The sequence below is a fragment of the Kocuria sp. HSID16901 genome, from assembly GCF_003989425.1.
GTDB classification, from domain to species: domain Bacteria; phylum Actinomycetota; class Actinomycetes; order Actinomycetales; family Micrococcaceae; genus Rothia; species Rothia massiliensis.
The window spans coordinates 487,895-511,350 of the sequence record NZ_RBLM01000002.1; the positions used below are offsets into that span (position 1 = coordinate 487,895).

Consider the following 23,456-nt stretch of genomic DNA (forward strand, 5'->3'; position numbering starts at 1 on the left):
GTGGATTTATGGTTGCTCCGCCGCCCCGGAGGCCATCGAATGCTCGGTGGGTGGCAGGTCGGGCCACCGGTTCGGCCCTGAAGAAGTCCCCTTCGTCCGCCACCGATTCACCCGCTACACGCCCTATGACGACCTGAACATAGGCGGCGTCCGGGTCACCACTCCCCTGCGAACGTGCGTCGACATTGCGGTACACGATGGGGGCCGCCGGGCAGACCTCGTGCTCGCCACACTGCTACGCGCCACTGAATACGGTTGCGGCCCACCCTCAGTATGCGCGGCCCTAGCTGCCCTGCCGCGCGTCAAGTTTCGACAACGCGCAATGGAACGTGTGTTGCGGTTAGGGCCCCGTGAGGCACGAGGAGCGCTTAAGTCGTCTTCGGCGTGGGTCGAGAGCCGGTAATCCGGTAGACGTCGTAGACGCCGTCGATTCCCCGGACTGTATTGAGCACGTGGTCCAGGTACCGGGGGTCACCCATTTCGAAGGAGAACCGCGATATCGCCAGGCGGGACACATTGGTGTGCACGTTGGCCGACAGAATATTGACGTGGCTTTCCGACAAGACCCGGGTGACATCCGACAGCAATGATTTGCGGTCCAAGGCCTCGATCTGAATCTCGACGAGGAATACCGATGATTTCGTGGGGGCCCACCGGACCTGAATACGGCGAGGGTCATCCTGAGCGTGCCGCATGTTCGGGCAATCCGAACGGTGCACGGAGATCCCATGGCCGCGGGTGACGATTCCGATGATGTCGTCGGGCGGCACAGGCGTACAGCATCGTGCCAGTTTCGTGTAGACGCCATCGGCGCCCTCAACAATCACACCGGAATCGGCGAATTTGGGGCGCGCATGGGTCGTGATCGGGGCTTCTTCTTCGAGGTCTTCCTCGGTGCCAATCTGGCCGCCCAAAAGGTCAACGAGACGGTCGATGACATCCTGCGCCTTGATCTGTCCCTCGCCCACCGCTTCATACAGGGCTGCGACGTCGTCCTTGTGGTGTTCCTCGGCCACGGAGAGCAGCAGCTTGCTCGTGAGCAACTTCTGCAACGGGAGGCTGTGCCGGCGCATCGAGCGGGTCAAGTTGTCCTTGCCCTTTTCGATGGCCTCTTCGCGCCGCTCCTTGGTCAGGAAGTGCCGGATCTTTGTCCTCGCCCGGGGGCTGGCCACGAATTTGAGCCAGTCTTCACTTGGACCGGCATCTTCGGCTCTCGTCGTCAGGATCTCGACCCTGTCGCCATGGTTGAGTTTCGACGACAACGGCACCAGTTTGCCGTTAACCCGGGCACCGATCGTGTGCTCGCCAACCTGTGTGTGAATGGCGTAGGCAAAATCCACCGGGGTTGATCCGCTGGGCAGAGAAAGGACATCTCCGGCCGGTGTAAAGACAAAAACTTCCTGAGCATTGACCTCGTACCGAAGGGAATCCAGAAATTCCGAGGAATCCTTCGTTTCGGACTGCCACGACATCAAGGACTGAAGCCATTTCAGGGTGTCCGCGGAGTCTTCCGTCCGTAATTCGCCGGATTGGGATTCTCCCCGCGCGGCGGCCTTGTACTTCCAATGCGCCGCAATGCCGTACTCGGCCTTCTGGTGCATTTCGTGTGTACGTATTTGGACCTCGACCGGTCGGCCCGACGGACCGATCACCGCCGTATGCAGGGATTGATACGTGTTGAATTTCGGAACGGCGATGTAGTCCTTAAACCGACCCGGCAACGGCTTCCACACTTCGTGGATCGCACCCAACGCGGCGTAGCAGTCACGAACCGAGTCGACCAGCACGCGAATCGCCAAAAGGTCATAGATCTCGTCGAACTCTTTGTGCCGAAGAATCATCTTTTGATAAATCGAGTAATAGTGCTTCGGCCGCCCCGTCACGTCACACGAGATATTCGAGGAGGACAACTCTTCCATGACGCCCGTGCGGATCTCTTGGAGCTGCCGTTCACGTTCCGGCGTTCGATCGCCGACCATTCGCACGATTTCGTCGTAAATGCGGGGTTCAAGCGCCGCGAAGGAGAGGTCTTCCAGCTCCCATTTGATCGTATTGATGCCAAGTCGGTGTGCCAGGGGCGCGAAAATTTCGAGGGTTTCTTTGGCTTTTCGCGCACTCGATTCGGGTGAAACAAACCGCCAGGTTCGAGCGTTGTGCAATCGGTCGGCAAGCTTGATGACCAAGACTCTGATGTCCTTGGCCATGGCGATGACCATCTTTCGCACCGTTTCGGCTTGGGCCTGCTCGCCATACGTCACCTTGTCCAATTTGGTGACGCCATCGACGAGGTCCGCGACTTCCTGGCCGAAGTCCTCAGTGAGTTCGGCGAGGCTATAGTCGGTGTCTTCCACAGTGTCATGAAGCAGGCCGGCAATCAGCGTCGCTCCGGAAGCGCCGAGTTCCGCCAAAATGGTGGTAACCGCGACCGGATGCGTGATGTATGGGTCCCCGCTCTTACGTTTTTGACCCGTGTGATATTTATCTGCGACGGCAAAAGCACGCTCGATGACGGAGAAATCTTCTTGCGGATTACTGGCTTTGACCGTGCGGAGCAAGGGCATCAAGACTGGGGAAACCGGCTTGGTGCGATTGACTGCCGCTTCAGGATTATTTCCCACGGAGTTTCCTGCCTGGGCGCGGTCGGCGCTGGTGGCACGTGGAAAAGCTCGCCGTTCCGGGGTCCGCGTGGACGCTGAAATGACTCGGTGAGTTCCGTACCCGTCGTGTTGATCAGATCCTGCCAAAGTAAACTCCTACCCCCTGTGATGCACCTAGTGTAGTCCCAGCGGACCGTTGTCCTGCGCACAGCCACTACGGACGACGCCGACGCACCCGTAGGTTCGCCGGCGTCGTGAGTTTCAATGGCAAACTCGATCCCATTTGCGGTTACACCACCGCACCGTTGTCGGGGCCCTCGCCTCCCTTGGGGTCGAGCCGCGGTACGGGACTGGTGTCTGTGGCAACGTAACCGCGGTTCGCGTTTCCTCGGGTGTCGCCACCGCGTCGGACCGAGTGGCCAGACCCAGCATCGGTGGTGGAAGTTTCGGACGGCTCTTCTTCGTCATCCGTCACGGCTTCGTCCTCCCCATGGGGTTCGCCGGTTTCGCCACGTGCGATCCTGCGGGCCTGCTCCTTGATGGGTTTTTCGCCCTGTCGCAGTGCTGCGTACAACGGTGCCGAGACGAACAAGGTACCGAGCGTACCCATGATGATGCCGATAAAGAGCGCCAGGGAAAGGTCCTGAAGCGTTCCGGCGCCCAGCATGAATGCCCCGATGAATAGGATCGAGCCCACTGGAAGGATTCCCACCACAGAGGTGTTAATCGAACGAACCAGGGTCTGGTTGGTCGCGAGGTTTACCTCGTCGGCGAAGGTTCTGCGTGTATTGCTCTGATATCCCTTGGTGTTTTCTCGAATCTTGTCGAAAACCACGACCGAGTCGTACAGCGAGTACGACAAGATCGTCAGGAATCCGATGATGGCCGAAGGCGTGACTTCGAATCCCACGAGGGCATAAACTCCGGCGGTGGTAATGACGGTAAACGCCAATCCGGCAATCGCCGACAGCGACATCTTGACCGTTCGGAAGTACAACGCCATGCCAATCGTCGCGAGCAACACGAAGATGATCAGTCCCCACGTCGCCTGGCGCGTCACACCCTGACCCCAAGTCGGACCCACGTACGACGACGTCACGTCGTCGGAGCTGACCTTGTAGGCATCTTGCAAGGCCTTCTTGACCGAGAGAGTCTCGTTGTCGTTGAGTTGGTCGGTTTGAACACGAATGGTGCCCGCGGCAATTTTGGTGACTTCGGTCTGCTTTGCACCGGAGTGCTGAGACACTGCCTTTTCGCCGACATTGATGTCCGTGTTCTTGGTGTCCGAAACGGTGAATTCCGAACCGCCGCGGAAATCAATGCCCATCTTGAATCCGCCAGTCAGCACCGGAATCAACAGCGCGATGAGGACCAAAACCGCCGAGATACTCAGCCAGAGCTTCTTCTTCGGAATGAAGGGGACGGAAGTTTTACCCGTATAGAGATTGCTTCCGAGCTGTGCGAACTTAGGCATGGTCGGCTCCTTCGGAGTTCTCTCCGGACGCGTCGTCGGGTGTCTTTCCAGAATCGGTAGTTTGCTCCCGGGAGGCGAGGGCTTCCGCACGGCGCCGTTCGGCGATCGTCATCGGACGGTCTTCCTCAGAGCCGCTCCTGCCACGAGATTTCGAGGCGCGCGGAGAATCTTCCGGGTCACGCAAACGGCCGGCTCCGCGGTACAGCGGGACATACCCCAGCGCCCTAGCATCGAGCCCAGAATGCTTGTGGCCTTCGCCGAAGAATTTGGTCCGAGACAACAAGACCATCATTGGGTGCGTAAACCAGAAGATCACCATGAGGTCCGCGATCGCGGTGAGACCCAGCGTAAAGGCAAAGCCCCTCACGTTGCCCACTGCCACGAAGTACAGGACGACGGCGGCCAACAAGTTGACACCCTTTGAAGCCCAGATGGTTCGTCGGGCACGCAGCCACCCATGGTCCACCGCAGACGGGACGCTTCGACCGTCTCTCAGGCCGTCCCTAATTCGTTCGAAATACACGATGAAGGAGTCTGCCGTCTGACCGATAGCGACGATCAAACCTGCCACACCGGCCAGCGACAATCGGTAATTTACCGCCCAGCCAAGCAAGGTAATCGCCTCATAGGTGACCACGCCCGCAACAAGCAACGATGCGATCGTGACAAAACCCAAGAGTCGGTATTGGAAGAGCGAATAAATGCACACCAGCAATAGGCCGATGATGCCGGCGATGATGCCCATTTGAAGCTGATCGGTGCCAAGGGTCGCAGAAATCTGCTGTTCCGACTCGATGTGGAAGCTGATCGGCAACGCACCGTATTTCAGCTGTTCGGACAGTGACTCGGCGTCTTTCTCAGTGAAGTTACCGGTGATCTGCGCTTTGCCATCCGAAATGACCGCTTGAGAACGGGGGGCCTGAAGGACGCTGCCGTCGAGCATGATCGCGAACGAGGCCTTGGGGTCATTCTGGTTTTTACCGTAGAAACCGTTGAGGCGCTCAGTGACGGTTTTGAAAACGTCCTTGGCGTGATTATTGAACGAGATGTTCACGCCCCACTGACCCGTGCTGACGCCATTTCCTGATTGAACCTGAGAATAGTTGGCGTCGGAAATATCCGAACCGTTCAATTCGACGGGGCCCAAAATATACTTCTGCTGCCCATCGGCAGAACAGGCCACCACGGCTTTCTGGGGATCCAGTTTGTCGTCTTTGCCTGGGTGAGCAGAACAGTCCCGGAGTTCATACTGCTTTTGCAGCTCCGGAGTGATCCACGCGGAATCAGACCCATCCTTGGGCTTGTCCGACGGCTTGGGCATCTTGGCGTAGTCCGTGCGGTCCTTTTCAGGGACCGGGGCACCGTTACCTTCGGCCAACACGGATCGGAATGACATCTGGGCCGAGGCCTGAATGAGATCGCGCGTCTCTTGGCTTGGCACACCCGGCATCGAGACGACGACGTTCCGACCCGACTGGGTGCTGACTTCAGCTTCCGAGACGCCAGAGCCATCGACGCGCTGTCGAATAATGTCCACGGCCTGGTCGAGCTGATCCTTACTAATGTCCCCACCACCGTTGGTGGCCTTGGGGGAAAGAATCATCTCGGTTCCGCCGGAGAGGTCGAGCGCCAGCTTCGGCGTCGACTCACCTCCGAGCTTTGCTGCCGAGAGACCGATGACCCCGCCGAGCACCACCACGATGGCAGTCAGCAAGATCAGGGCTTTTCTCGCGCCCGACATTCTTTTGTTCCGAGCCATAAGCTTTCCTGTGGATCACGACTCGAGGTGCCTACAAAAGCAGGCACCTCGAGAATGGATGAATTGGTGTTAGCGGGACGAACCGTGGGGGAAATCGTCTCCGCGATCGTCGCGGTACTCCTGGCCGCCATCTTCACGATCTCCGCGTGGGGACTCACCGTCGGTGACCTCACCGTTCAGGCGCGGCGTGCGGTTCTCAGCGGAGGTCGATCCGGAATCGAAGCGGGGATCCGTGGGGTTCTGCGCGGCGCGGTCCTGAGATTCTGCAGAAGGTTCCGTGACGCCCTTTTCGGCTGCGGCACGAGCGGCCTCGGGAGTGCCCGGGATCTGGCCGTTGTCGTCGAGCACGGTGGTGACGGCCCCCAAGTGAACCGTGATTTCGGTTTTCGGGGCCACTTCAATCACGGCACGATTATTCGGTCGGTCCACAGAGACAATGGTTCCGAAAACACCGAACTGCGTCATGACACGAGTTCCGGGAACCATGGATTCCTGGCGCTCAGCCATCTGTGCGCGCATCTTTTTCTGGCGACGCATCGGAAGCACGAGGAAGACCACCACGACCACCAGCATGAGTCCCAAAAGCAGGAAGTTCGAGCCTCCGCCGCCCTGTTCGGCGGCCTGGAGACTCCCGGTCGAGTTGATGGTGGAAAGTAGCATGTGTTCCTCACGTCTTGAAGCTGAACTGCCGGACTTCCAGGCCACAGAGGGCGAGGATAGGCAGACCTGGCCAGTCTAATGGAAGAGTCTGAACGTCGAGTGATAACCCTCATCCCCGTCGAGGGACGACCTTGCCCGTTACTCCGGGGCGTCCAATCCGAGGTGTTCCCAGGCAGCTGGAAGTGCGACTCGTCCACGTGGAGTTCGCCCCATGAGTCCTTCCCGGACGAGATAGGGCTCGGCAACCGTTTCGACCGTCTCGGTTTCTTCCCCGACGGCGATGGCCAGAGTTGAGAGCCCCACTGGTCCGCCACCAAATTTGTGAATCAGAGATTCGAGAACAGAACGGTCGAGCCGGTCGAGCCCTCGGGAATCCACCTCGTACATGTCCAATGCTGCGGATGCAGACCGAGCATCGATGTGCTCAATGTCGTTGACCAACGCCCAGTCCCGCACTCGACGCAGCAACCGGTTGGAAATACGAGGGGTGCCCCGCGAACGAGACGCTATTTCGTGAAATCCTTCAGTTGAGATTTTGAGGTCCAGCAATCCGGCGGAACGGCGAAGTACGAGTTCCAGTTCGGCGACGTCGTAGAACTCCAGGTGTCCCGTGAAGCCAAAACGATCCCGGAGCGGCCCAGGGAGCAGACCTGCGCGGGTGGTCGCACCCACCAAAGTGAAGCTGGGCAATTCGAGAGGTATGGAGGTCGCTCCGGCGCCTTTTCCCACGACGATATCCACACGAAAATCTTCCATCGCCATATAGAGCATCTCTTCTGCGGGGCGAGACATGCGGTGAATCTCGTCAAGGAAGAGCACCTCACCAGGTGTCAAGGAAGACAGAATGGCCGCGAGGTCTCCCGAGTGCTGGATAGCCGGCCCAGAACTAATGCGCAGGGGTGCGCCCATCTCTTCGGCGATGATCATGGCTAATGTGGTTTTGCCCAGTCCGGGAGGTCCGGAAAGGAGAACGTGATCCGCGCTCCTCCCCCGCAATTTAGAGGCTTCCAAGACGAGGGACAATTGCTGCCTCACCCGCTTTTGGCCCACAAAATCGTCCAAGGCCTTCGGCCGAAGAGCAGCCTCGATGGCCTTGTCCTCGGGTTCAGCCTCCGCATCCACGAGACGTTCCTGCCCGATGCGTTGTTGCCCGGGCAGCTGTTGGGCGTCGTTCTCGGGGAACTGCTGCGTCATCTTTTCCTCTCCGACGGGCTATTTGGACCGGTGGCCCATAGCGTTGGCGCGCCCCAGGCCTGCCAAGACGGACCGAAGTGCTTGCGCAACGGTCATGGATTCTGCGGCTGGCTCGGATTCGACGAAGGAGTCCACCGCCGCGGTGGCGTCTTTGTCCGTCCAACCGAGGCCGATCAGCGCGTCCAGGACTTGCCCTCGCCACGAAGGCCCCGGCTCGCCCGCGGTATGGGGCGACGCCAGCGAGTCCTCGGCTTCAGGGTCCGGTAGCACCAGTTTGCCCGCCAGCTCGAGGACGATGCGTCGTGCCCCTTTGGGGCCGATTCCGGGAACTTTGCTGAATGCTTTGTCGTCCCCCGCGGCGACGGCCCGCGAAACCTCGACGGGCGAATAGACCGAGAGTACGGCCAACGCGATCCTGGGCCCGATCCCCGAGACCGAGAGCATGGTGGTGAAGACCTCCCGCTCATCGTTATCCCGAAACCCAAAGAGCGTCAGGGAATCCTCTTTAACGATCAGAGAGGTTTCCACACGCGCCGATTCGCCGCGTCGCAATGTGGCGAGTGTACCGGGCGTGGCATGAATGAGCATTCCGACGCCGCCCACTTCGATGACGGCGTCGTGGAGACCCACATGGGTCACGGTCCCAGACAGAGAAGAGATCATGAAGCCACCTTATTCGAACATAGATACGAATCGCACGTTGTGACTCACCTGTGGATGAATATTCTCACGAGTCACGTTGGTCAGCGACCACGTCGCGACTTTTCCTCAGCGTCTTTCCACGCCCTCTGTGCGGGGGTCATTCCACCCGAGGCTCGCGATTTCGGCACGGATCCTTGGTGAGTCTGGACATTCGTGCTCATATTGATGCCGGTCCCGATCACACCAGATCGCCAGCCGTGACAAATCGCCAAAGCCAGGGCATCGGCGGCGTCGGCGGGCTTCGGGACGGAATCGAGGTTAAGGATTCTGGTGACCATTCGCCCGACCGATGCTTTGTCGGCTCGGCCGCTCCCGGTGACTGCCGCTTTAACCTCGGACGGAGTGTGCCACGCGACGGGGACTCCCGCCGAGGCCGCAGCCGCGATCACGACGCCGGATGCGTGCGCGGTACCAATCACGGTATTCACCGATTCTTGAGCAAAGACGCGTTCAATGGCCATGACATCCGGCTGGTACGTCTCGAGCCAGCTTTGCATTGCCTGTTGGATATGCAGCACTCGAGCATCGAGTGCGTCGGCGGCCTGCGTACCGGCCACTCCGGCGTCCACAAAGTGAGCCTTGCGATTGCCGGCCATATCTACGACGCCGAATCCGCACCGGGTGAGTCCGGGATCTACCCCAAGAATGCGCAGGGGCCCGTTCGAGGCCGTCGATGCGACGGCCCCAACCGGGCCCGATCGGGTCGTACTCACGCGACTCTTCCGTACGAACTAGTCGTCGGCTTCGAGTTCGGCCATGACCTCGGGGGAAATGTCCGCATTCGAGTAGACGTTCTGGACGTCGTCGAGGGCTTCGACTGCGTCGGCCAAACGAAGGAATTTGCGGGCGCCGTCAGCGTCGAGGTCCACCGTCATGGTGGGGCGCCACTGCGGGTCGTCGTTGTTGTATTCCAGCTCGGCCTCATCGAGGGCTTGACGGATCGCGTTGAGGTCGGAGGCCTCCGAGATGACCTCGAAGAATTCGTCTTCTTCCTTGACCTCGTCGGCGCCGGCGTCCAAAACGGCCATGAGGAGATCGTCTTCCGTCAGGCCATCTTTCTTGGCAACCTCAACGACGCCCTTGCGCTCAAACATGAAGGAAACCGACCCGGGATCGGCCATCGTTCCACCGCTACGGGTCACGGCCGTACGAACATCCGCGGCGGCACGGTTCTTGTTATCGGTCAGGCATTCGATGTACAGCGCGGACCCCTGAGGACCACGAGCTTCATACAGGATCTCGGCGTAATCGACGACCTCACCGGTCAGCCCAGCCCCACGCTTGACGGCGCGGTCGATATTGTCGTTCGGGACCGAGTTCTTCTTTGCTTTGGAAATCGCCAGGTCGAGGGCCGGGTTGCCTGAGACGTCTGCGCCACCCATGCGGGCAGCAACCTCGATGCCTTTAATGTACTTGGCGAAGGCCTTGGCGCGCTTGGCGTCGATTGCGGCCTTCTTGTGTTTGGTGGTGGCCCACTTGGAGTGACCCGACATAGATGTGCTCCTCGGTGTAGACGGTGACGTGTTGCGGAACTGCCCCTGGTCGGCCGCGTGTAGCGAAGCAACGTGACGTCGGCAAATGACGTCCACGCGGCACCAAACCAGCCAGTCCGCAAGGAATTCTTCTGTTCATTGTAGCGGCGGGGCACCAGTCTCCCTCACCGCGGTACGCCAGAGGCGTGCTGGAGAGGCGACGAGTACACCCCCGTTTCGCTCCTCGCGCATTTCGAGGAGCGTTTCAGCGCAGGCCTTATCGGGGTCGCGTCGCGGCGGTCTCGCGAGCTTTGGTAGCCAAGGAGTCGTCGATCTGCGCCGGGACGAAATGCCCAAACTTCTTCTCCACGGCGTGCCGGATGAGGTAATCCGAGATCACAGGGTTCTTCGGCAATAACGAACCGTGGAGATAGCTGCCGATCACGTGGTGTACCCGCGCGCCCTCGCCGTCGTCGTCGAGGTTATTGCCTTCCCCCTTGACCGTGGTGCCTAGGCGCTGCACTCCCTCGCCCAGATAGGTGAGTCCGGAGTGGTTCTCGTATCCCACAATGGTGCCGAACTCCTCCGAGTTCAGGACGATATTGCCGATCAGACGCTGTTCGCCGCCCACGGTATGGGCATCGAACAAACCGATGCCACGCAGCACTTCTCCCCCAACGGTGGTGAAGTCTTTGCCGAAAAGCTGGTAGAGGCCGCAAATCACCAGCATGGGCGTTCCAGTCTCGGCCTTATCGCGCAACACGGGGGCGATCCGATGCAGGTCGTCTTGGATCACGCTCTGGCCGGAGTCCTGCCCGCCGCCTCCCACGAGGATGTCGAAATCTTCGGGAAATTCATCGCCGGGGTTGTAATCCAGGATGTCGACGTCGTATCCATGTTTGCGGGCGCGGCGCGCCAGAGACAGGGTATTACCCCAATCCCCATAGATATTCATGTCTCGCGGGTACAGCTGAAGAATGGTGAGCTTCTGGTTGGTCATCCGATGTCGTCCACCTTCGTGATTTTGGCAAGTTCGCGACGCAACGCGAGCATCGAGGTATAGGTGCAGAACACGCGCATGGGCCGGTCGCCGGAGCCTCGGATGAATTCATCCAGGGCACTCGCCAGGTCGGTGTTTACCGCCCCGACGGGAACGTCGTCATGTTCCAGACGAAGCGCCATGTCGTAGGCTCGGGTGCCGGAGACGACGTCGACCCCACCGTTCTGCAAAGAATCGAAGTCCACGTCCCACAACCACGAAACGTCGCGACCGTCGGCGTATTCGTCGTTGATGGTCATCATGGTGGCGTAGTCCTGGCTCGTGGCCGATGCCAAGGAAAGACGGAATCCCGCGGGATTCTTGACAAGCAGCAGCTGGAGGCTCCGGTCGCCAATAGACACGGACTCGCCTCGACCAAATGCTGGCGTGACCTCGCCGAGCTCTCGGAGCAGGGCCGACTCGTCGACGTCGTCGCCCATGATCTCGCGGGCCACGGCTAGGGCACCCGCCGCGTTGTACACGTTGTAGATACCGTAGAGGTTGATCGTGGCAGTGACCTCTCGATCACCGAGCAACAGGTGCGACGAGGTGCCTTCGAAAGATGAGAGGGTCACCGCCGCTTCGGGGAGGTTTTCCGCCTGAGTCGCGCGTCGTTTATCCCGCATTTCGTCGTCCGACGGGAATTTGGACCGTAGCTGCTGGGAAAGACCGTAATAGGCAACATGGGTGCCCTTTGAAACATCTTCGGCAATACCGCGAATTCGGGGATCCTCGCGGTTGAGTACCACGGTTCCGGTGGTGGCTTGAGCGACCTTGGTCAGCATTTTGCGGGTCGTATCTATCTCACCGAATCGGTCAAGCTGATCGCGCATTACGTTGAGCAACAGGGCATATTTCGGCTGCACAAGCTTCACAAAATGCACGGCATGAGCTTCGTCTAGTTCGAGCACCGCGATATCCGCGTCGAGTTTCCCCGTAAAGTCCATTTCCGCTAGTAATGCCGCGGCCACGCCCCGCACAAAATTCGATCCCGTGCGATTGGTAAAGACTTTGAGCCCCTGAGATTCCAGCAACTGAACCGTCATTTTGGTGGTGGTGGTTTTCCCGTTCGTGCCGGAAATTACCACGACGCCGCGAGGCAACTTTTTCAAATTTCGGGGCACGAAATCCGGGTCCAGCTTTTCCATCACGAGTCCAGGAAAGGCGGAGCCACCACCGCGGAGCGATGAAGCGTACCTAATCCCCTGCCCGATGAGGCGCGTCGCAGGTCTGAAGATCACTGGTCTTGGCATGGATTCATCCTAACCCGCATGAATCGCCCAACTTTGTCATGATGATTGGATGACTGACACGCATCCGGCGGATTTCCCACAAGGCCCCTTCCTGTGGCGCGACCTCTCGTGGCCCGATCGTCGCCCCGTAGCGCGCCTGGAAATGATGCGGGACGGATCTCCGACGGGCGAACGGCTGAGTGTCGCCATCTCCCCAGGGGACGAAATATGTGTGGCGACGTGCACAGACATCGCCGAAGCCGGCCTGTGGTGTAGCGGTTTCGCGCATGCCGAGTTCGACGACACGGGATTGCCACGATTCCGCCAAGTCCCCTGCCCCCGTTCGAATCGGCTCAGTCAAGGGCAACAGTGTCCGTTGTGTCGACACTTGGATAGGTTTCGTCCGGTGCATCGCGTACATCGTGGGTCTGAGCTCACCGAAGCCGCTCGTGCGTACATCGATTACCCGCATTGGTTGTATGTGGCGACTTTTCCCGATGGGACCTCGAAGGTCGGAACCGCACACGAACGCTCGAAGACTTCCCGCCTGGACCAGCAGGCGGTGGCACTTGCGGACTACGTTGCGCTGGCTGACGACGGAGTGCTTGTCCGAGAGCTGGAGGACGCCGTGACGCAGCATGTTCGATTGACGCAATTCAAACGGGTCACGACGAAGCTGACCAGCTGGTTGGCGCCCGAATCTTTCGAAACCGTCGCCCGGAAACACGAGCAGACCGTAGCGAAGGTCGCCGAGTTCCTGGATGGCTTCGAAAACCGTGGTTTCGCCCCCGTCGAGGAGGCATGGTCGCCGGGAGAATTCTCCGCACCTTTCGCCGAGCATCTAGACGACGGCTCGCTCTGGGAGGCTCCTGACCAGTGGCCTTCGGAGAGTGCGACGGGCAGAGTCGTCTCTGGCTCGGGTCCGTTCCTGCTCACGGGCTCCGCACAGAATTTATCTGAGGGAACGCTCGCGCCCCCGGAGGTGCGATCTCTCGTCAATATGACGGCGCTCAAGAATAGGGCGTGTCGCACGGTATCCGGCGCGAATTCACGGCGCGAGGAACAGATCCGTTTGTTCTGATATCCCAAGCCGTGGCACTCAGGGAATATTCTGGACGGCATGTCGTCTGATCAGGTGTTTCCTTCCGTCCCTGCCCCTTCGAGATCGCTTCGCTATGTGACCGCTTATACTGGCTCGGCCACAGGGTTCGACCCTGTGTATTCCGAGGCGGTGCGCCGATTGGGCGTGGCGTTTGCCCAGCGCGGCATCGGCCTCGTCTACGGCGGCGGGAAGGTTGGGCTCATGGGCGTTCTCGCGGATGCCGTCATGACCGGCGGTGGGACCGTGACCGGAGTGATGCCTCGAGCACTCGCCGATGCGGAAATTGCCCATGACGGCCTGTCCGATCTGGAAATCGTGCAGGATATGCACCAGCGAAAGCACCGAATGGCCGAGGTCGGCGATGCCTTCATCGCCCTACCAGGTGGGGCCGGAACTCTCGAGGAGCTATTCGAGTCCTGGACCTGGCAGCACCTGGGCCTTCACACCAAACCCGTGGCTTTGTATAACGTCAACGGCTTTTGGAACCCCCTGCTGGATCTCCTAGACCACATGGTGGAAGAGGGCTTCCTCCGACCGGAGTTGTGTGAGTCTCTCGTCGTGGAGTCAGAACCGGCTCCCCTGTTAGAAGCCTTGATCGGTTGGAATCCCACGACGCCGAAGTGGAACCGCGACCGCTAAGTCGCGAGGCCTCGGTCCCGTGGGTGACTCGACGTCGTCGTGACTCCCTGGGATTAGTTCGTTGATTCCGTGGGTTCTTTGGGCCAGGCTTCCGAGACGAGACGACGTATCTCGTCGAGTGTTTGTGTGACCGTTTTGGTCCCGGCAACGATCGGCAGGAAGTTGGTGTCACCATTCCAACGTGGGATGACATGCTCGTGCAGGTGTGCCGCGATACCCGCCCCACCGACTTTCCCCTGGTTCATGCCGATATTGAACCCCGCGGCGTTCGAGGTTTCGCGAAGGACCCTCATGGCCGTTTGCACGCATGCCGACATCTCCGCGGTTTCTTCCGGGTCGATGTCGTCGAATTGTGCGACGTGACGGTACGGGCAAACCAACAAATGCCCTGGGTTATACGGATACAAATTCAGCACCACGAAGACTCGCTCTCCGCGGTGGACGATGAGTGATTCTTCGTCGGTTCGATCGGGCGCCGCGCAGAACGGGCACGAGTTTTCCGTGTAATCCTTCTGCCCGCCAGAAACATACGCCCGACGATGCGGCGTCCACATGCGTTGAAAAGCATCGGGGACGCCGGGAAGGACGAAGTCGTCGGTCGAATATTCAGCGTTGTCCGTCATGTCTCCAGCTTAGGGGTTGAGACCCGTGACGTCGGGTTGATCGACGGCTAGCCGTTAAAGCAGCGTGGCCGCGAAACTCTCATGTTTCGCGGCCACGCTGAGATCCGATGTTTTTATTCGGCGTCGCTGGATTCGACGGTCGTCGCGGTCGGATCAAGATTCACGCGCTGGCTGACGTGCTCAACGATCCTCGCCACGGCCTCGTCCACCGGGATCCCGTTGTCTTGGGAACCATCCCGGAACCTGAAGGAAACCGCCCCGTTGTCGGCGTCCTCGCCTCCGGCAATCAGCACGAACGGGGCCTTCTCCTTGGACGCATTACGGATTTTCTTGGGGAATCGATCCGTACCGTAATCGACGTCCACCCGGATTCCGTGCTTCCGAAGTTTCTCCGCGATTTCGCCCATGTAGTCGTTGAACGCCTCCGCCACGGGAATGCCGATGACCTGGACCGGAGCCAACCAGGCGGGGAATGCGCCGGCGTAGTGTTCGGTCAAGACGCCCATGAACCGCTCGATCGAACCGAATTTAGCGGAGTGAATCATCACGGGTTCCTGACGGCTCCCGTCGGCCGCCTGATATTCGAGCCCGAATCGCGACGGCTGGTTGAAGTCGTATTGAACGGTGGACATCTGCCAGGTGCGCCCGATGGCGTCCTTGGCCTGAACGGAGATCTTCGGGCCATAGAAGGCGGCCCCACCCGGATCCGGAACGAGTTCGAGGCCGGTTTCCTGAGCCACATTCTCCAAGACTTTGGTGGCCTCTTCCCATTGCTCATCCGTCCCGATGAACTTGTCCTTCTTCTCGCCTTCCGTCTCGCGCGTGGAAAGTTCGAGGTAGAAGTCCGTCAAACCGAAGTCGGTCAGGAGGGACAGCATGAAGTTCAACAGGTGACGGACTTCGTCCGGCGCCTGTTCCTTGGTCACGTAGCTGTGCGAATCATCCTGCGTGATCATGCGGACGCGGGTGAGCCCCTGAAGCACACCGGATTTTTCATCCCGGTAGACGGTTCCGAACTCGAAGAACCGCAACGGCAGCTCCCGGTAGGACCGTCCGCGAGCGCGGAAGATCTCGTTGTGCATCGGGCAGTTCATGGCCTTGAGGCGGTAGTCCCCGTTATCGAGTTCCATGGCGGGGAACATGCCGTCGGAGTAGTACGGGAGGTGCCCGGAGGTGTAGAAGAGATCTTCTTTGGCGATGTGGGGGGTTCCGACGTACTGGAATCCTTCCGCGATGTGGCGGTCGCGGACGTAGTTTTCCATTTCGCGTTTGATGACGCCGCCCTTGGGATGGAATACGGGTAGTCCCGGGCCGATGGTTTTGGGGAAGGAGAATAGGTCGAGTTCTTCGCCCAGTCGGCGGTGATCGCGGCGTTCGGCTTCGGCGATGCGTTCTTTGTAGGCGACCAGTTCTTCTTTGCTCGGCCAGGCGGTTCCGTAGATGCGTTGGAGCATCGGGTTCTTTTCGGAGCCGCGCCAGTATGCACCGCCGGAGCGGGTCAGGGCGTATCCGTTGGCGATGAGTTTGGTGTTAGGCAGGTGCGGTCCGCGGCAGAGATCTTTCCACACGGTTCCGCCCTTGCGATCGACGTTGTCGTAGATCGTGATTTCGCCTTCGCCAACTTCTACGCCTGCACCTTCGGCTGCGTCGGCGCCGGATCCGGGCCCCTGGGAGAGCCCGAGGAGTTCGAGTTTGTACGGCTCGTTCTTCATCTCCTCGAGGGCTTCGTCGTGGGTCACGGAGCGGCGTCGGAAGGTTTGTCCGGATTTGACGATTTTCATCATGGATTTTTCGAGCTTCTTGAGGTCTTCGGGAGTGAAGGGTTCCTCGACGTCGAAGTCGAAGTAGAAGCCATCCGTGATGTAAGGGCCGATGCCGAGTTTGGCATCGGGGCGCATGGCCTGCACGGCTTGGGCCATGACGTGGGCGGTGGAGTGGCGGAGGACCTCGAGGCCTTCGGGCTGGTCGATGGTGATCGGGATGACGACGTCGCCGTCGGCCACTTCGGTGGAAAGGTCTTTGAGGACGTCGTTGATGCGGGCTACCACAATGGTGGGGTCGTCCTGGAACAGGTCCGCGGCGGTGGTGCCCGTGGTCACCTGCTGGGGTTCGCCGTGGACGGTGATCTGCAGGTTGTCGGCCGGGTTCTCGGCCATGGACACTCACTCCTTGAGTCGTTGGGCGCACGCCGATACCTGGGGCGTGCGGTGTAGAGCCGTCCCCCGTTTGCGGTGGGACGTGGCGATTCTACCCGGTCTCGCGGTGGGCATGGACTACTGTGGTGCTGGCCTCGGGCCCGTGGGTTCTTCTCAACGCTGTGGGAAGGTGTGCGCGAAGTTCTTCTGGGATGGGGATGTCTCCTTCGAGGACCTTGGTGAGGTCCCACGCGCGTTCTGCGGTCATGGAAATGCCGCGTGGACCGGTTCGCCGTGTGGTTCCTTTGATCAACAGCATGGGGGTGCCAAAGAGGTCGGGGCCGGAGAGTCGTTGGGCTTCGTCGAAGAAGGCGGTGTCCACGCACCCGGTGCCGTCGTCGATGGAGATGAAGACGACGCGTTGTCCGCTTTTCATGGGTGGCGTCATGGTGGAGACTCTCACACCGACAACCCATACTTCGGAGGTGTTACGCAGGTGGATCAGGTCGGCCGCTGGTGTGATGGGCCATCCCGCGAGACGGTGGCGGTATCCCGCCATGAGGTGGGCGGAGACGTCTAAGCTCAGCAGGTCGAGTTCGGTGTGCAGGGTTGCGGGGAGATCACTCGTATCGCGGTCTGGGTAGGGCGTTTCGTGGTATGCGCCGAGAGGTAGAGCCAGCTGAATGGGGACGGCGTCGGCCCCCGTGTGGTGGTGGGGTGGCAGTTCCCCGTTCCCTCCGTTCGGTGCGACGTCGCGGAACACAGCGGTATCGAGCGCTCCGACCGCGGCGAGGCGGTCCAGGGTGGGTCGGTGTGGTCGCGCCCGTTCCCGCAGGTCGGCCACCGATGTGTAGGGTGCATGGGCGATCATGCGATCCGTTTCGGCTCGACTGATTCCGGCGAGTTGTGTCAGGGGCAGGCGAATTCCCCACCGGTTCGTGCCACGGACACGTTCCACGCGGTAGTTTCGCCCGGATCTGTTGACGTCGAGCGGGAGCAGGTCGATGCCGAGCCGCCGCGCTTCTCCCAGGAGGAGCCGTTGTGGGTACATGCCGGGGTCGTGCTCGAGGATTCCGGCCATGAAGTGGGCTGGGTAGTGAGTCTTCAGCCAGGCGGACTGGTAGGTGGGGATGGCAAAGGCGGCTCCGTGCGCCTTGCAGAATCCGAAGGATCCGAAGGCCGCGAGCGCAGACCAGGTTTTCTCGATGACTTCTGGGGTGTATCCGCGGGTTCGCGCGTGTTCGCGGAAATATTGTTCCACGTCGGGTTCGGATGCTCCGCCCAGTTGTCGGCGCAGTTCGTCCGCTGAGGCCAGGTCGCACCCGGTCATGGTGCTCAGGACTTTGAGGACTTGTTCGTGGAAGACCATGACTCCCCCGGTTTCGGAAAGGTAGGGGACGAGGTCTTGCTGGATGTAGTGAGGGCTGGCGAATCCGTGTCGGGATTCGAGGTAGGGGCGCACCATGTCCGATTGCATGGGGCCGGGTCGGAAGAGGGAGATGTCGATGATGAGGTCTCCGACGCTGCCGGGCTGCATCTTTCCGATCAGTTCTCGTTGGCCGGGTGATTCGATCTGGAAGCAGCCGAGGGTTTCCGTCGAGCGGATGAGGTCGAAGGTGGCTTCGTCGCGGGTGTCGATAGATTCGAGGTCGGGGGCGCTTCCTTCGGTCCGTTCGATTTCTTGCAGGGTGTAAGCCATCGAGGATTGCATGCGCACGCCAAGAATATCGAGTTTGAGGAGGCCCATGGGGTCCATATCGTGTTTGTCGAATTGGCTCATGGGAAGCCCTATTCCGGAGGGTTGGACGGGTGTCCGCCGTCGGAGGGATGAGTTGGAGAGGATCACACCGCACGGGTGCATTGACAGGTGGCGTGGGAGCCGGTCGAGTCGTTCGGTGAGGTCGATGAGGAGGTTGACCCCGGGGTCCCGTGCGGCCTCGTCCTTTAGGGCGGCGAGTTCGGGTTTGGTGTCGAGGAGCTCGCGGAGTTCTCCGGCGGGTATCCGCCAGATGGTTTTGGCGATGCGGTCGGTTTGGTCGGCTGGGAGGCCTATGGCCCGGGCGGCGTCGCGGACCGCTCCGCGTGCTCGGTAGGCGTTGTGCATGGACATGAGGCTGACGCGGTGATCGCCGTAGTGGTCGAAGACGGCGCGGTAGATTTCGTGGCGTCGGGCCGATTCGACGTCGATGTCGATATCGGGCAGGGTGGAGCGCTTGTCGGAGAGGAAGCGTTCGAAGACGAGGCCGTATTCGAGGGGGTCCACCACGGATATATTCAAAAGGTAGTTGACGAGGGAAGAGACCCCCGACCCACGGGCTGCGTGGCGGATGCCTAATGATCCGATGAGCCTCGAAACGTGGGCCACGGTCAGAAAGTATGAACAGAATCCGAGGTTTTCGATAACGCGTAGTTCTCGGTCGAGGCGTTCTCGCGGAGTTTCCCAATCGGTCTCGGCGAGTCCTGGACCGTGGACCACACGGTTCGCTGCAGAACCATAGATGCGGTGTAATGCGGCGTCGCACCGGGCTCGGAGTTCCGCCGCGGGTGGGTTGGTGACGCCGGTGAGGTGCGCTTCGGGCACGGTGGGGGTTCCGTAACCCATGTCTGTGGCAGGGTCGATGGCGCACCGGTGGGCAAGTTCGGCGGTGGAGGCGAGCAGATCGGCCGAGGTGATGCCGGCGTCCGCAGCCCGGGTGATGTCCCGGGCAATTTTTTTCATCTCTGTGGGGGCTTTGAGCCACCCTTGGCCGTTGGCTTGTTGGTTTCCGGATCCCAATGATGTGAGCCCTCGGGCGGCGTCGAGGAGGTCCGCGGTGACGGCTTGATCTTCGGTGGCGTAGCGCGCGGCGTTGCTGAGGACGGCGCGGATTCCGTTCCCTGCGGCGAGGCCGAGCATGCGGGCGGCATGGGCGGTACTGCGCTGAGCTCCTGGGCGGGTGAGGTGGCTGACGAGGTGGACACGCAGACGCGAGGCCCCGACGAGTCGTTTCCAATCGTTCAACGCGGAACGCGCCATCCGGTAGCGACGGGCTGTGGCGAGGCGTCCGACGTCGGATTCCGGCCCCAGGAGTATCACCAAGTGACCTTCTCCCCCGGCGACGGCGCGCCCAAGGTCTGCCGCGGTGAGATAGGGCCTTCCCGCCAGGGTTCGCCCTTCGGGATGTTCATAGGCTGCGTGAGCTCGGCTGACGATGTGGCAGAGGTCTCCGTATCCGGCCCCGGCGTCGTGACCTTCGGCGAGGATACTGATGCGGCCCGTGATTTTTCGGCGAGTGGGGTCCGCGAGCGCGAGATCCACTCCGATCAGGGGTTCCAGCCCGTGTTCCCTGCAGGTGCGGACGTGTTTGACGGCTCCGTAGAGACCGTCTCGGTCTGTAATGCCAAGGTGGGTTGCGCCGTGTCTGGCCGCCGCCGAGGCGAATTCTGAGGGTTCGGAGACGCCATAGTGCGCGCTGAAGGCGCTGTAGGTGACCAGATGCGGGAAATTCACCCCTTAATCGAACATATGTTCGAAAATTAAGTCAAGGCCGCACCCTTGGCGTAGCGAGAGCGCCCCATGCAAGGCGCCCGACACTCACTCAGAAACGGGCCCCCACCAAGACTTTCCGGCGAAGTGATCCACCGTTTCCCCTTCCGGGCGGCAGGTATTGGTCAGCTCACCGATGCCTTCGATGCGAACCGTGACGTCATGTCCGGCCTTCAACCAAAAGCGGCGAGGCTTCTTGGACATACCCACCCCAGCAGGAGTGCCGCAGGCAATGACATCCCCAGGTTCGAGGGTCATGAAGGTGCTGAGGTAGGAGACGATTTGGGCCGGGGTGAAAATCATGTTGGCGGTGGTTCCGGACTGCATGACCTCACCATCCACGAGGCATTCGATCTGCAGCCCTGCGACGGGATCCACTTCGTTGCGCGCCACGATGTGCGGTCCGAGCGGGGTGCTGTAGTCCCAGTTCTTCCCCTGGAACCATTCGCTCGTTCGCCCCTGCCAGTCCCGCACCGAAATGTCGTTGAAGAGCGTGTATCCAGCGATGGCCGCGAGGGCCTCTTCTTCGTTCGCGCGACGCACACGGCGCCCCATGACCACGCACAGCTCGGCCTCGTAATCGATCTTGGTCGATTCTGGGGGCATCGCGATGGGGTCATCCGGCCCCACCAGTGAATTGGCATATTTGGTGAAAATGGTGGGGTACGTGGGCAATTCCGCCCCGACCTCTTCAGCATGGTCGTGATAGTTGAGGCCAACACAGAGGATTTTTCCCGGCTCCAGAGGCAAAACATCCGTTACCGACAGGGCATGGGGAATCTTTTCGACCCCAATGCTCGAATAGAATGCGGCGCGCGCCTCATCCTCCCCATGGCGAAAGAGTTCGCCGTCCAGCACACTTGCGGGTCCGACGTCTCGCAGATAGTAGCGCTTTCCCGCGACTTCGACCCAGGTATAGAGGCCGTTTTCCTTCTCCAACAGGCTCTCAACGTACGAGCGTCCCAGCTTCATTCTTGGCACCCTTCACATGACGGAAAACTCCTTATCAGGCTACAGGCTTCCCATCATTCTCCAGCTCCCCGTAGTGCGGTCCCTTTCCAACTGGAAGGTCCTGAATTCGTCTTCCGGAACAGCACGACGACGACGGCGCGCCTCTCCGGGACGCTCCACGACCACCTGCACTTGCCACATCTCTCGATCCACCAGGTGCGGACAATGATCCTTGGGCGCACGATCTACCTCGGCCCACCAGGCGCGCCGTTCATACCAGCGGATAGGGTCCGCGGCGACGCGATAGCGATGGCCGTCGACCACAACCCTCGCTGGCTGGCCCGATGTTGTGGTCATAACCTGAGTGTGCGACATGATCCCCCTCCATGTTTCGAATATATATTCGAATCGTACGGAGGGGGACTGACAATTTAAGCCGACGAACAGAGGGGCTGGTCCCTGCATGCTCGCCCTGGCGACGGTGGCTCGTTTGGGTGGCGGTTGCCTCGCCCGGCGGGGGCGGTTACCCGCTTCGGCGGTAGTGGCCCCATCCAGTGGCGGTTGCCTCGCCCCGCGGTGGCGCTTACCCGCTTCGGCGGCGGTTACCCAATTCGGAGGGGCCCACCGCTATTAGGTGACGGTTAAAGCACCACCTAATAGCGGTAGGCGCCACTAAGCCGGGAAACCACCCCCGAACGACGTCGCCCAGCCGCCCGCCAAACGCGGGTAAACGCCACGCTAGCCGGGCAACCGCCCCCTGAGAGCCGCTTCCCGCCAACGAACAACGCGGGCAAACACCACATCACCAGGGAAACCCCACCAGATAGCCGCTTCCCGCCAACCAGACCGACGACGACCAGCCACCCCCGACAGGCAACCCCCACTAAAGAGTCGCTTCCCGCCACACGGCCGCCAAGGGTAAGGCCACACCATCGGGTAACCCCCACTAGATGGCCGCTTACCGCTGGCCGGGAAGACGACGAACAAGAACCCCCGACGGGAAACCCCACCCAACAAGCCTCAACCTGAGATGAAGCGTCCCCTCGCACCTCGGCAAAACCCGAAATACCCCACGACGAAAAATCCGGCGGCTCCCCTTCACCCGCAGGGAAGGGAAGCCGCCGGACGTCACACAGGAATTCGATCAGGCGCCGGAGTGTTCCTCATGGCGCCCGTGGGCACGCTCCAGTAGATCGCGGAAACGGCTCTCTGAATCGATCAGGGAATCTCTGCGCTTGCTCGGGAGAGCCCGGAGTTTCTCCTGGTACTCCACCAGCTCATCGTGCTTGGCCTGACGGCGTTCCTCTGAGGTCTCTTCCGGAAGGTCGAGGTATTCGGTTGCTGCTTTCTCCGTGCCGGTCACGATCCTCAGAGCCCGACCCTTGGGGCTAAACAAGGACAACAGAACGGTCAGGATCAGAACCCCGATAATCACGATCAAGGACATGCCGATGCTGACTTCAATCACCGGAACGGGCTGACCATCGTTAATAAAGGGAAGGTTGTTTTCGTGAAGTGCGTGAAGGATCAGCTTGACACCAATAAACGCCAGGATCACGGAAAGACCCCATGAGAGGTAAATCAGACGGTCCAACAGTCCATCGATGAGGAAGTACAGCTGGCGCAGACCCATCAGCGAGAACGCCGTCGCCGTGAACACAATGTACGGTTCCTGGGTCAAGCCAAAGATCGCGGGGATCGAATCCAGCGCAAACAACACATCCGTACCGCCAATGGCCACCATGACGAGCAGCATCGGGGTCATGACCTTCTTGCCATTTTCCCAGGTGAAGAGCTTGTCGCCGTCGTATTCGTCGCTGGTGTGCATGAAGCGCTTGGCCAGCCTCACGACGACGTTATTCGCTTCGTCCTTCTCCTCGCCGTTGGACACCTCACCCTTGATGAGGTTGCCAGCGGTCAGCAGCAGGATCAGCCCGAAGATGTAGAAAACCCACGCCCACGCGTTGATGGCAGCGGCACCCACGAAAATAAACGCCGTACGTGCCACCAGCGCGAAAATAATGCCGAAGAGCAAGACCTTCTGCTGATCAGCACGGGGCACTTTAAAGGACGCCATGATGATTAGGAAGACGAACAAATTATCCACCGAGAGCGCCTTCTCGGTGATGTACCCGCCGTAGTATTCGGCGGCAAATTGCCCGCCGTCGAACCCCAAAATCACTAGGCCGAAGAGAAGGGCGATGCCCACGTACACGGCCGACCACACGGCGGCCTCTTTGATCGTGGGTTCGTGCGCCTTACGCACATGGAAGATGAAATCGTAGGCCAACAGGCCCAAGATCACCACGAGGGTCACGATCCATTGAATAAGGGGAATTTCCATCGAAGGG

The 23,456-nt window shown here is 60.3% G+C and carries 18 protein-coding genes; 2 read left to right on the forward strand and 16 right to left on the reverse strand.

What is annotated here, in order from left to right:
- Nucleotides 1-368: 368 nt before the first annotated feature.
- The 10 genes from D8M21_RS04410 to D8M21_RS04455 all read right to left on the reverse strand — a co-directional run bounded on the left by D8M21_RS04410 (nucleotide 369) and on the right by D8M21_RS04455 (nucleotide 12,150).
- The gene (locus tag D8M21_RS04410) at nucleotides 369-2,561 is read right to left on the reverse strand and encodes a RelA/SpoT family protein (protein WP_126855693.1); all 2,193 of its coding nucleotides are present in this window, start codon (nucleotides 2,559-2,561) and stop codon (nucleotides 369-371) included.
- A gap of 325 nt (nucleotides 2,562-2,886) precedes the next feature.
- Nucleotides 2,887-4,071, reverse strand: a complete 1,185-nt coding sequence (gene secF, locus D8M21_RS04415; RefSeq protein ID WP_065424199.1) for a protein translocase subunit SecF — start codon at nucleotides 4,069-4,071, stop codon at nucleotides 2,887-2,889.
- Nucleotides 4,064-5,830, reverse strand: a complete 1,767-nt coding sequence (gene secD, locus D8M21_RS04420; protein WP_048678418.1) for a protein translocase subunit SecD — start codon at nucleotides 5,828-5,830, stop codon at nucleotides 4,064-4,066. Before secD ends, secF begins: the two co-directional genes overlap by 8 nt.
- Nucleotides 5,831-5,899: 69 nt before the next feature.
- The gene (gene yajC, locus D8M21_RS04425) at nucleotides 5,900-6,490 is read right to left on the reverse strand and encodes a preprotein translocase subunit YajC (RefSeq protein WP_053089922.1); all 591 of its coding nucleotides are present in this window, start codon (nucleotides 6,488-6,490) and stop codon (nucleotides 5,900-5,902) included.
- 138 nt (nucleotides 6,491-6,628) lie between these two features.
- Nucleotides 6,629-7,684, reverse strand: coding sequence for a Holliday junction branch migration DNA helicase RuvB (ruvB, locus tag D8M21_RS04430; protein ID WP_048678420.1), 1,056 nt, complete (start codon nucleotides 7,682-7,684; stop codon nucleotides 6,629-6,631).
- Nucleotides 7,685-7,702: 18 nt separating this feature from the next.
- Nucleotides 7,703-8,347, reverse strand: coding sequence for a Holliday junction branch migration protein RuvA (gene ruvA / locus D8M21_RS04435; RefSeq protein ID WP_048678422.1), 645 nt, complete (start codon nucleotides 8,345-8,347; stop codon nucleotides 7,703-7,705).
- Between the two features lie 80 nt (nucleotides 8,348-8,427).
- Nucleotides 8,428-9,099: a crossover junction endodeoxyribonuclease RuvC gene (gene ruvC, locus D8M21_RS04440; protein WP_048678424.1), complete on the reverse strand. Its 672-nt coding sequence runs from the start codon at nucleotides 9,097-9,099 to the stop codon at nucleotides 8,428-8,430.
- An 18-nt stretch (nucleotides 9,100-9,117) separates the two neighbouring features.
- Nucleotides 9,118-9,879, reverse strand: a complete 762-nt coding sequence (locus tag D8M21_RS04445; RefSeq protein WP_048678426.1) for a YebC/PmpR family DNA-binding transcriptional regulator — start codon at nucleotides 9,877-9,879, stop codon at nucleotides 9,118-9,120.
- A gap of 256 nt (nucleotides 9,880-10,135) precedes the next feature.
- Entirely contained in the window at nucleotides 10,136-10,858 is a 723-nt protein-coding gene (locus D8M21_RS04450; protein WP_048678428.1) for a type 1 glutamine amidotransferase, read from the reverse strand.
- A complete protein-coding gene (locus D8M21_RS04455) occupies nucleotides 10,855-12,150 on the reverse strand; it encodes a Mur ligase family protein (RefSeq protein WP_048678429.1) in 1,296 nt (431 codons plus the stop codon). Before D8M21_RS04455 ends, D8M21_RS04450 begins: the two co-directional genes overlap by 4 nt.
- Before the next feature lie 385 nt (nucleotides 12,151-12,535).
- Between D8M21_RS04455 and D8M21_RS04460 the strand changes: the two genes are divergently transcribed.
- A complete protein-coding gene (locus tag D8M21_RS04460) occupies nucleotides 12,536-13,210 on the forward strand; it encodes a hypothetical protein (RefSeq protein WP_053089923.1) in 675 nt (224 codons plus the stop codon).
- A 96-nt stretch (nucleotides 13,211-13,306) separates the two neighbouring features.
- The gene (locus D8M21_RS04465) at nucleotides 13,307-13,870 is read left to right on the forward strand and encodes an LOG family protein (protein WP_238651027.1); all 564 of its coding nucleotides are present in this window, start codon (nucleotides 13,307-13,309) and stop codon (nucleotides 13,868-13,870) included.
- Nucleotides 13,871-13,923: 53 nt separating this feature from the next.
- Here the strand turns inward: D8M21_RS04465 and D8M21_RS04470 are convergent, their stop codons facing one another.
- The 6 genes from D8M21_RS04470 to D8M21_RS04495 form a co-directional block, all read right to left on the reverse strand.
- Nucleotides 13,924-14,493, reverse strand: coding sequence for an HIT family protein (locus tag D8M21_RS04470; protein WP_048678433.1), 570 nt, complete (start codon nucleotides 14,491-14,493; stop codon nucleotides 13,924-13,926).
- Nucleotides 14,494-14,606: 113 nt separating this feature from the next.
- Nucleotides 14,607-16,649: a threonine--tRNA ligase gene (gene thrS / locus D8M21_RS04475; RefSeq protein ID WP_446720491.1), complete on the reverse strand. Its 2,043-nt coding sequence runs from the start codon at nucleotides 16,647-16,649 to the stop codon at nucleotides 14,607-14,609.
- A gap of 91 nt (nucleotides 16,650-16,740) precedes the next feature.
- On the reverse strand, nucleotides 16,741-20,118 hold the full coding sequence (locus D8M21_RS04480) for a DNA polymerase III subunit alpha (RefSeq protein WP_053089924.1): 3,378 nt from the start codon (nucleotides 20,116-20,118) through the stop codon (nucleotides 16,741-16,743).
- A gap of 84 nt (nucleotides 20,119-20,202) precedes the next feature.
- Nucleotides 20,203-21,126, reverse strand: a complete 924-nt coding sequence (locus tag D8M21_RS04485) for a fumarylacetoacetate hydrolase family protein (protein WP_053089925.1) — start codon at nucleotides 21,124-21,126, stop codon at nucleotides 20,203-20,205.
- A 39-nt stretch (nucleotides 21,127-21,165) separates the two neighbouring features.
- Nucleotides 21,166-21,462 carry a hypothetical protein gene (locus D8M21_RS04490; RefSeq protein ID WP_126855672.1) on the reverse strand — a complete coding sequence of 99 codons (297 nt, stop codon included), beginning with the start codon at nucleotides 21,460-21,462 and terminating at the stop codon, nucleotides 21,166-21,168.
- 787 nt (nucleotides 21,463-22,249) lie between these two features.
- Nucleotides 22,250-23,449 (reverse strand): TerC family protein, encoded by a 1,200-nt coding sequence (locus D8M21_RS04495; RefSeq protein ID WP_048678437.1) that lies wholly within the window; start codon nucleotides 23,447-23,449, stop codon nucleotides 22,250-22,252.
- Between the last annotated feature and the right edge of the window lie 7 nt (nucleotides 23,450-23,456).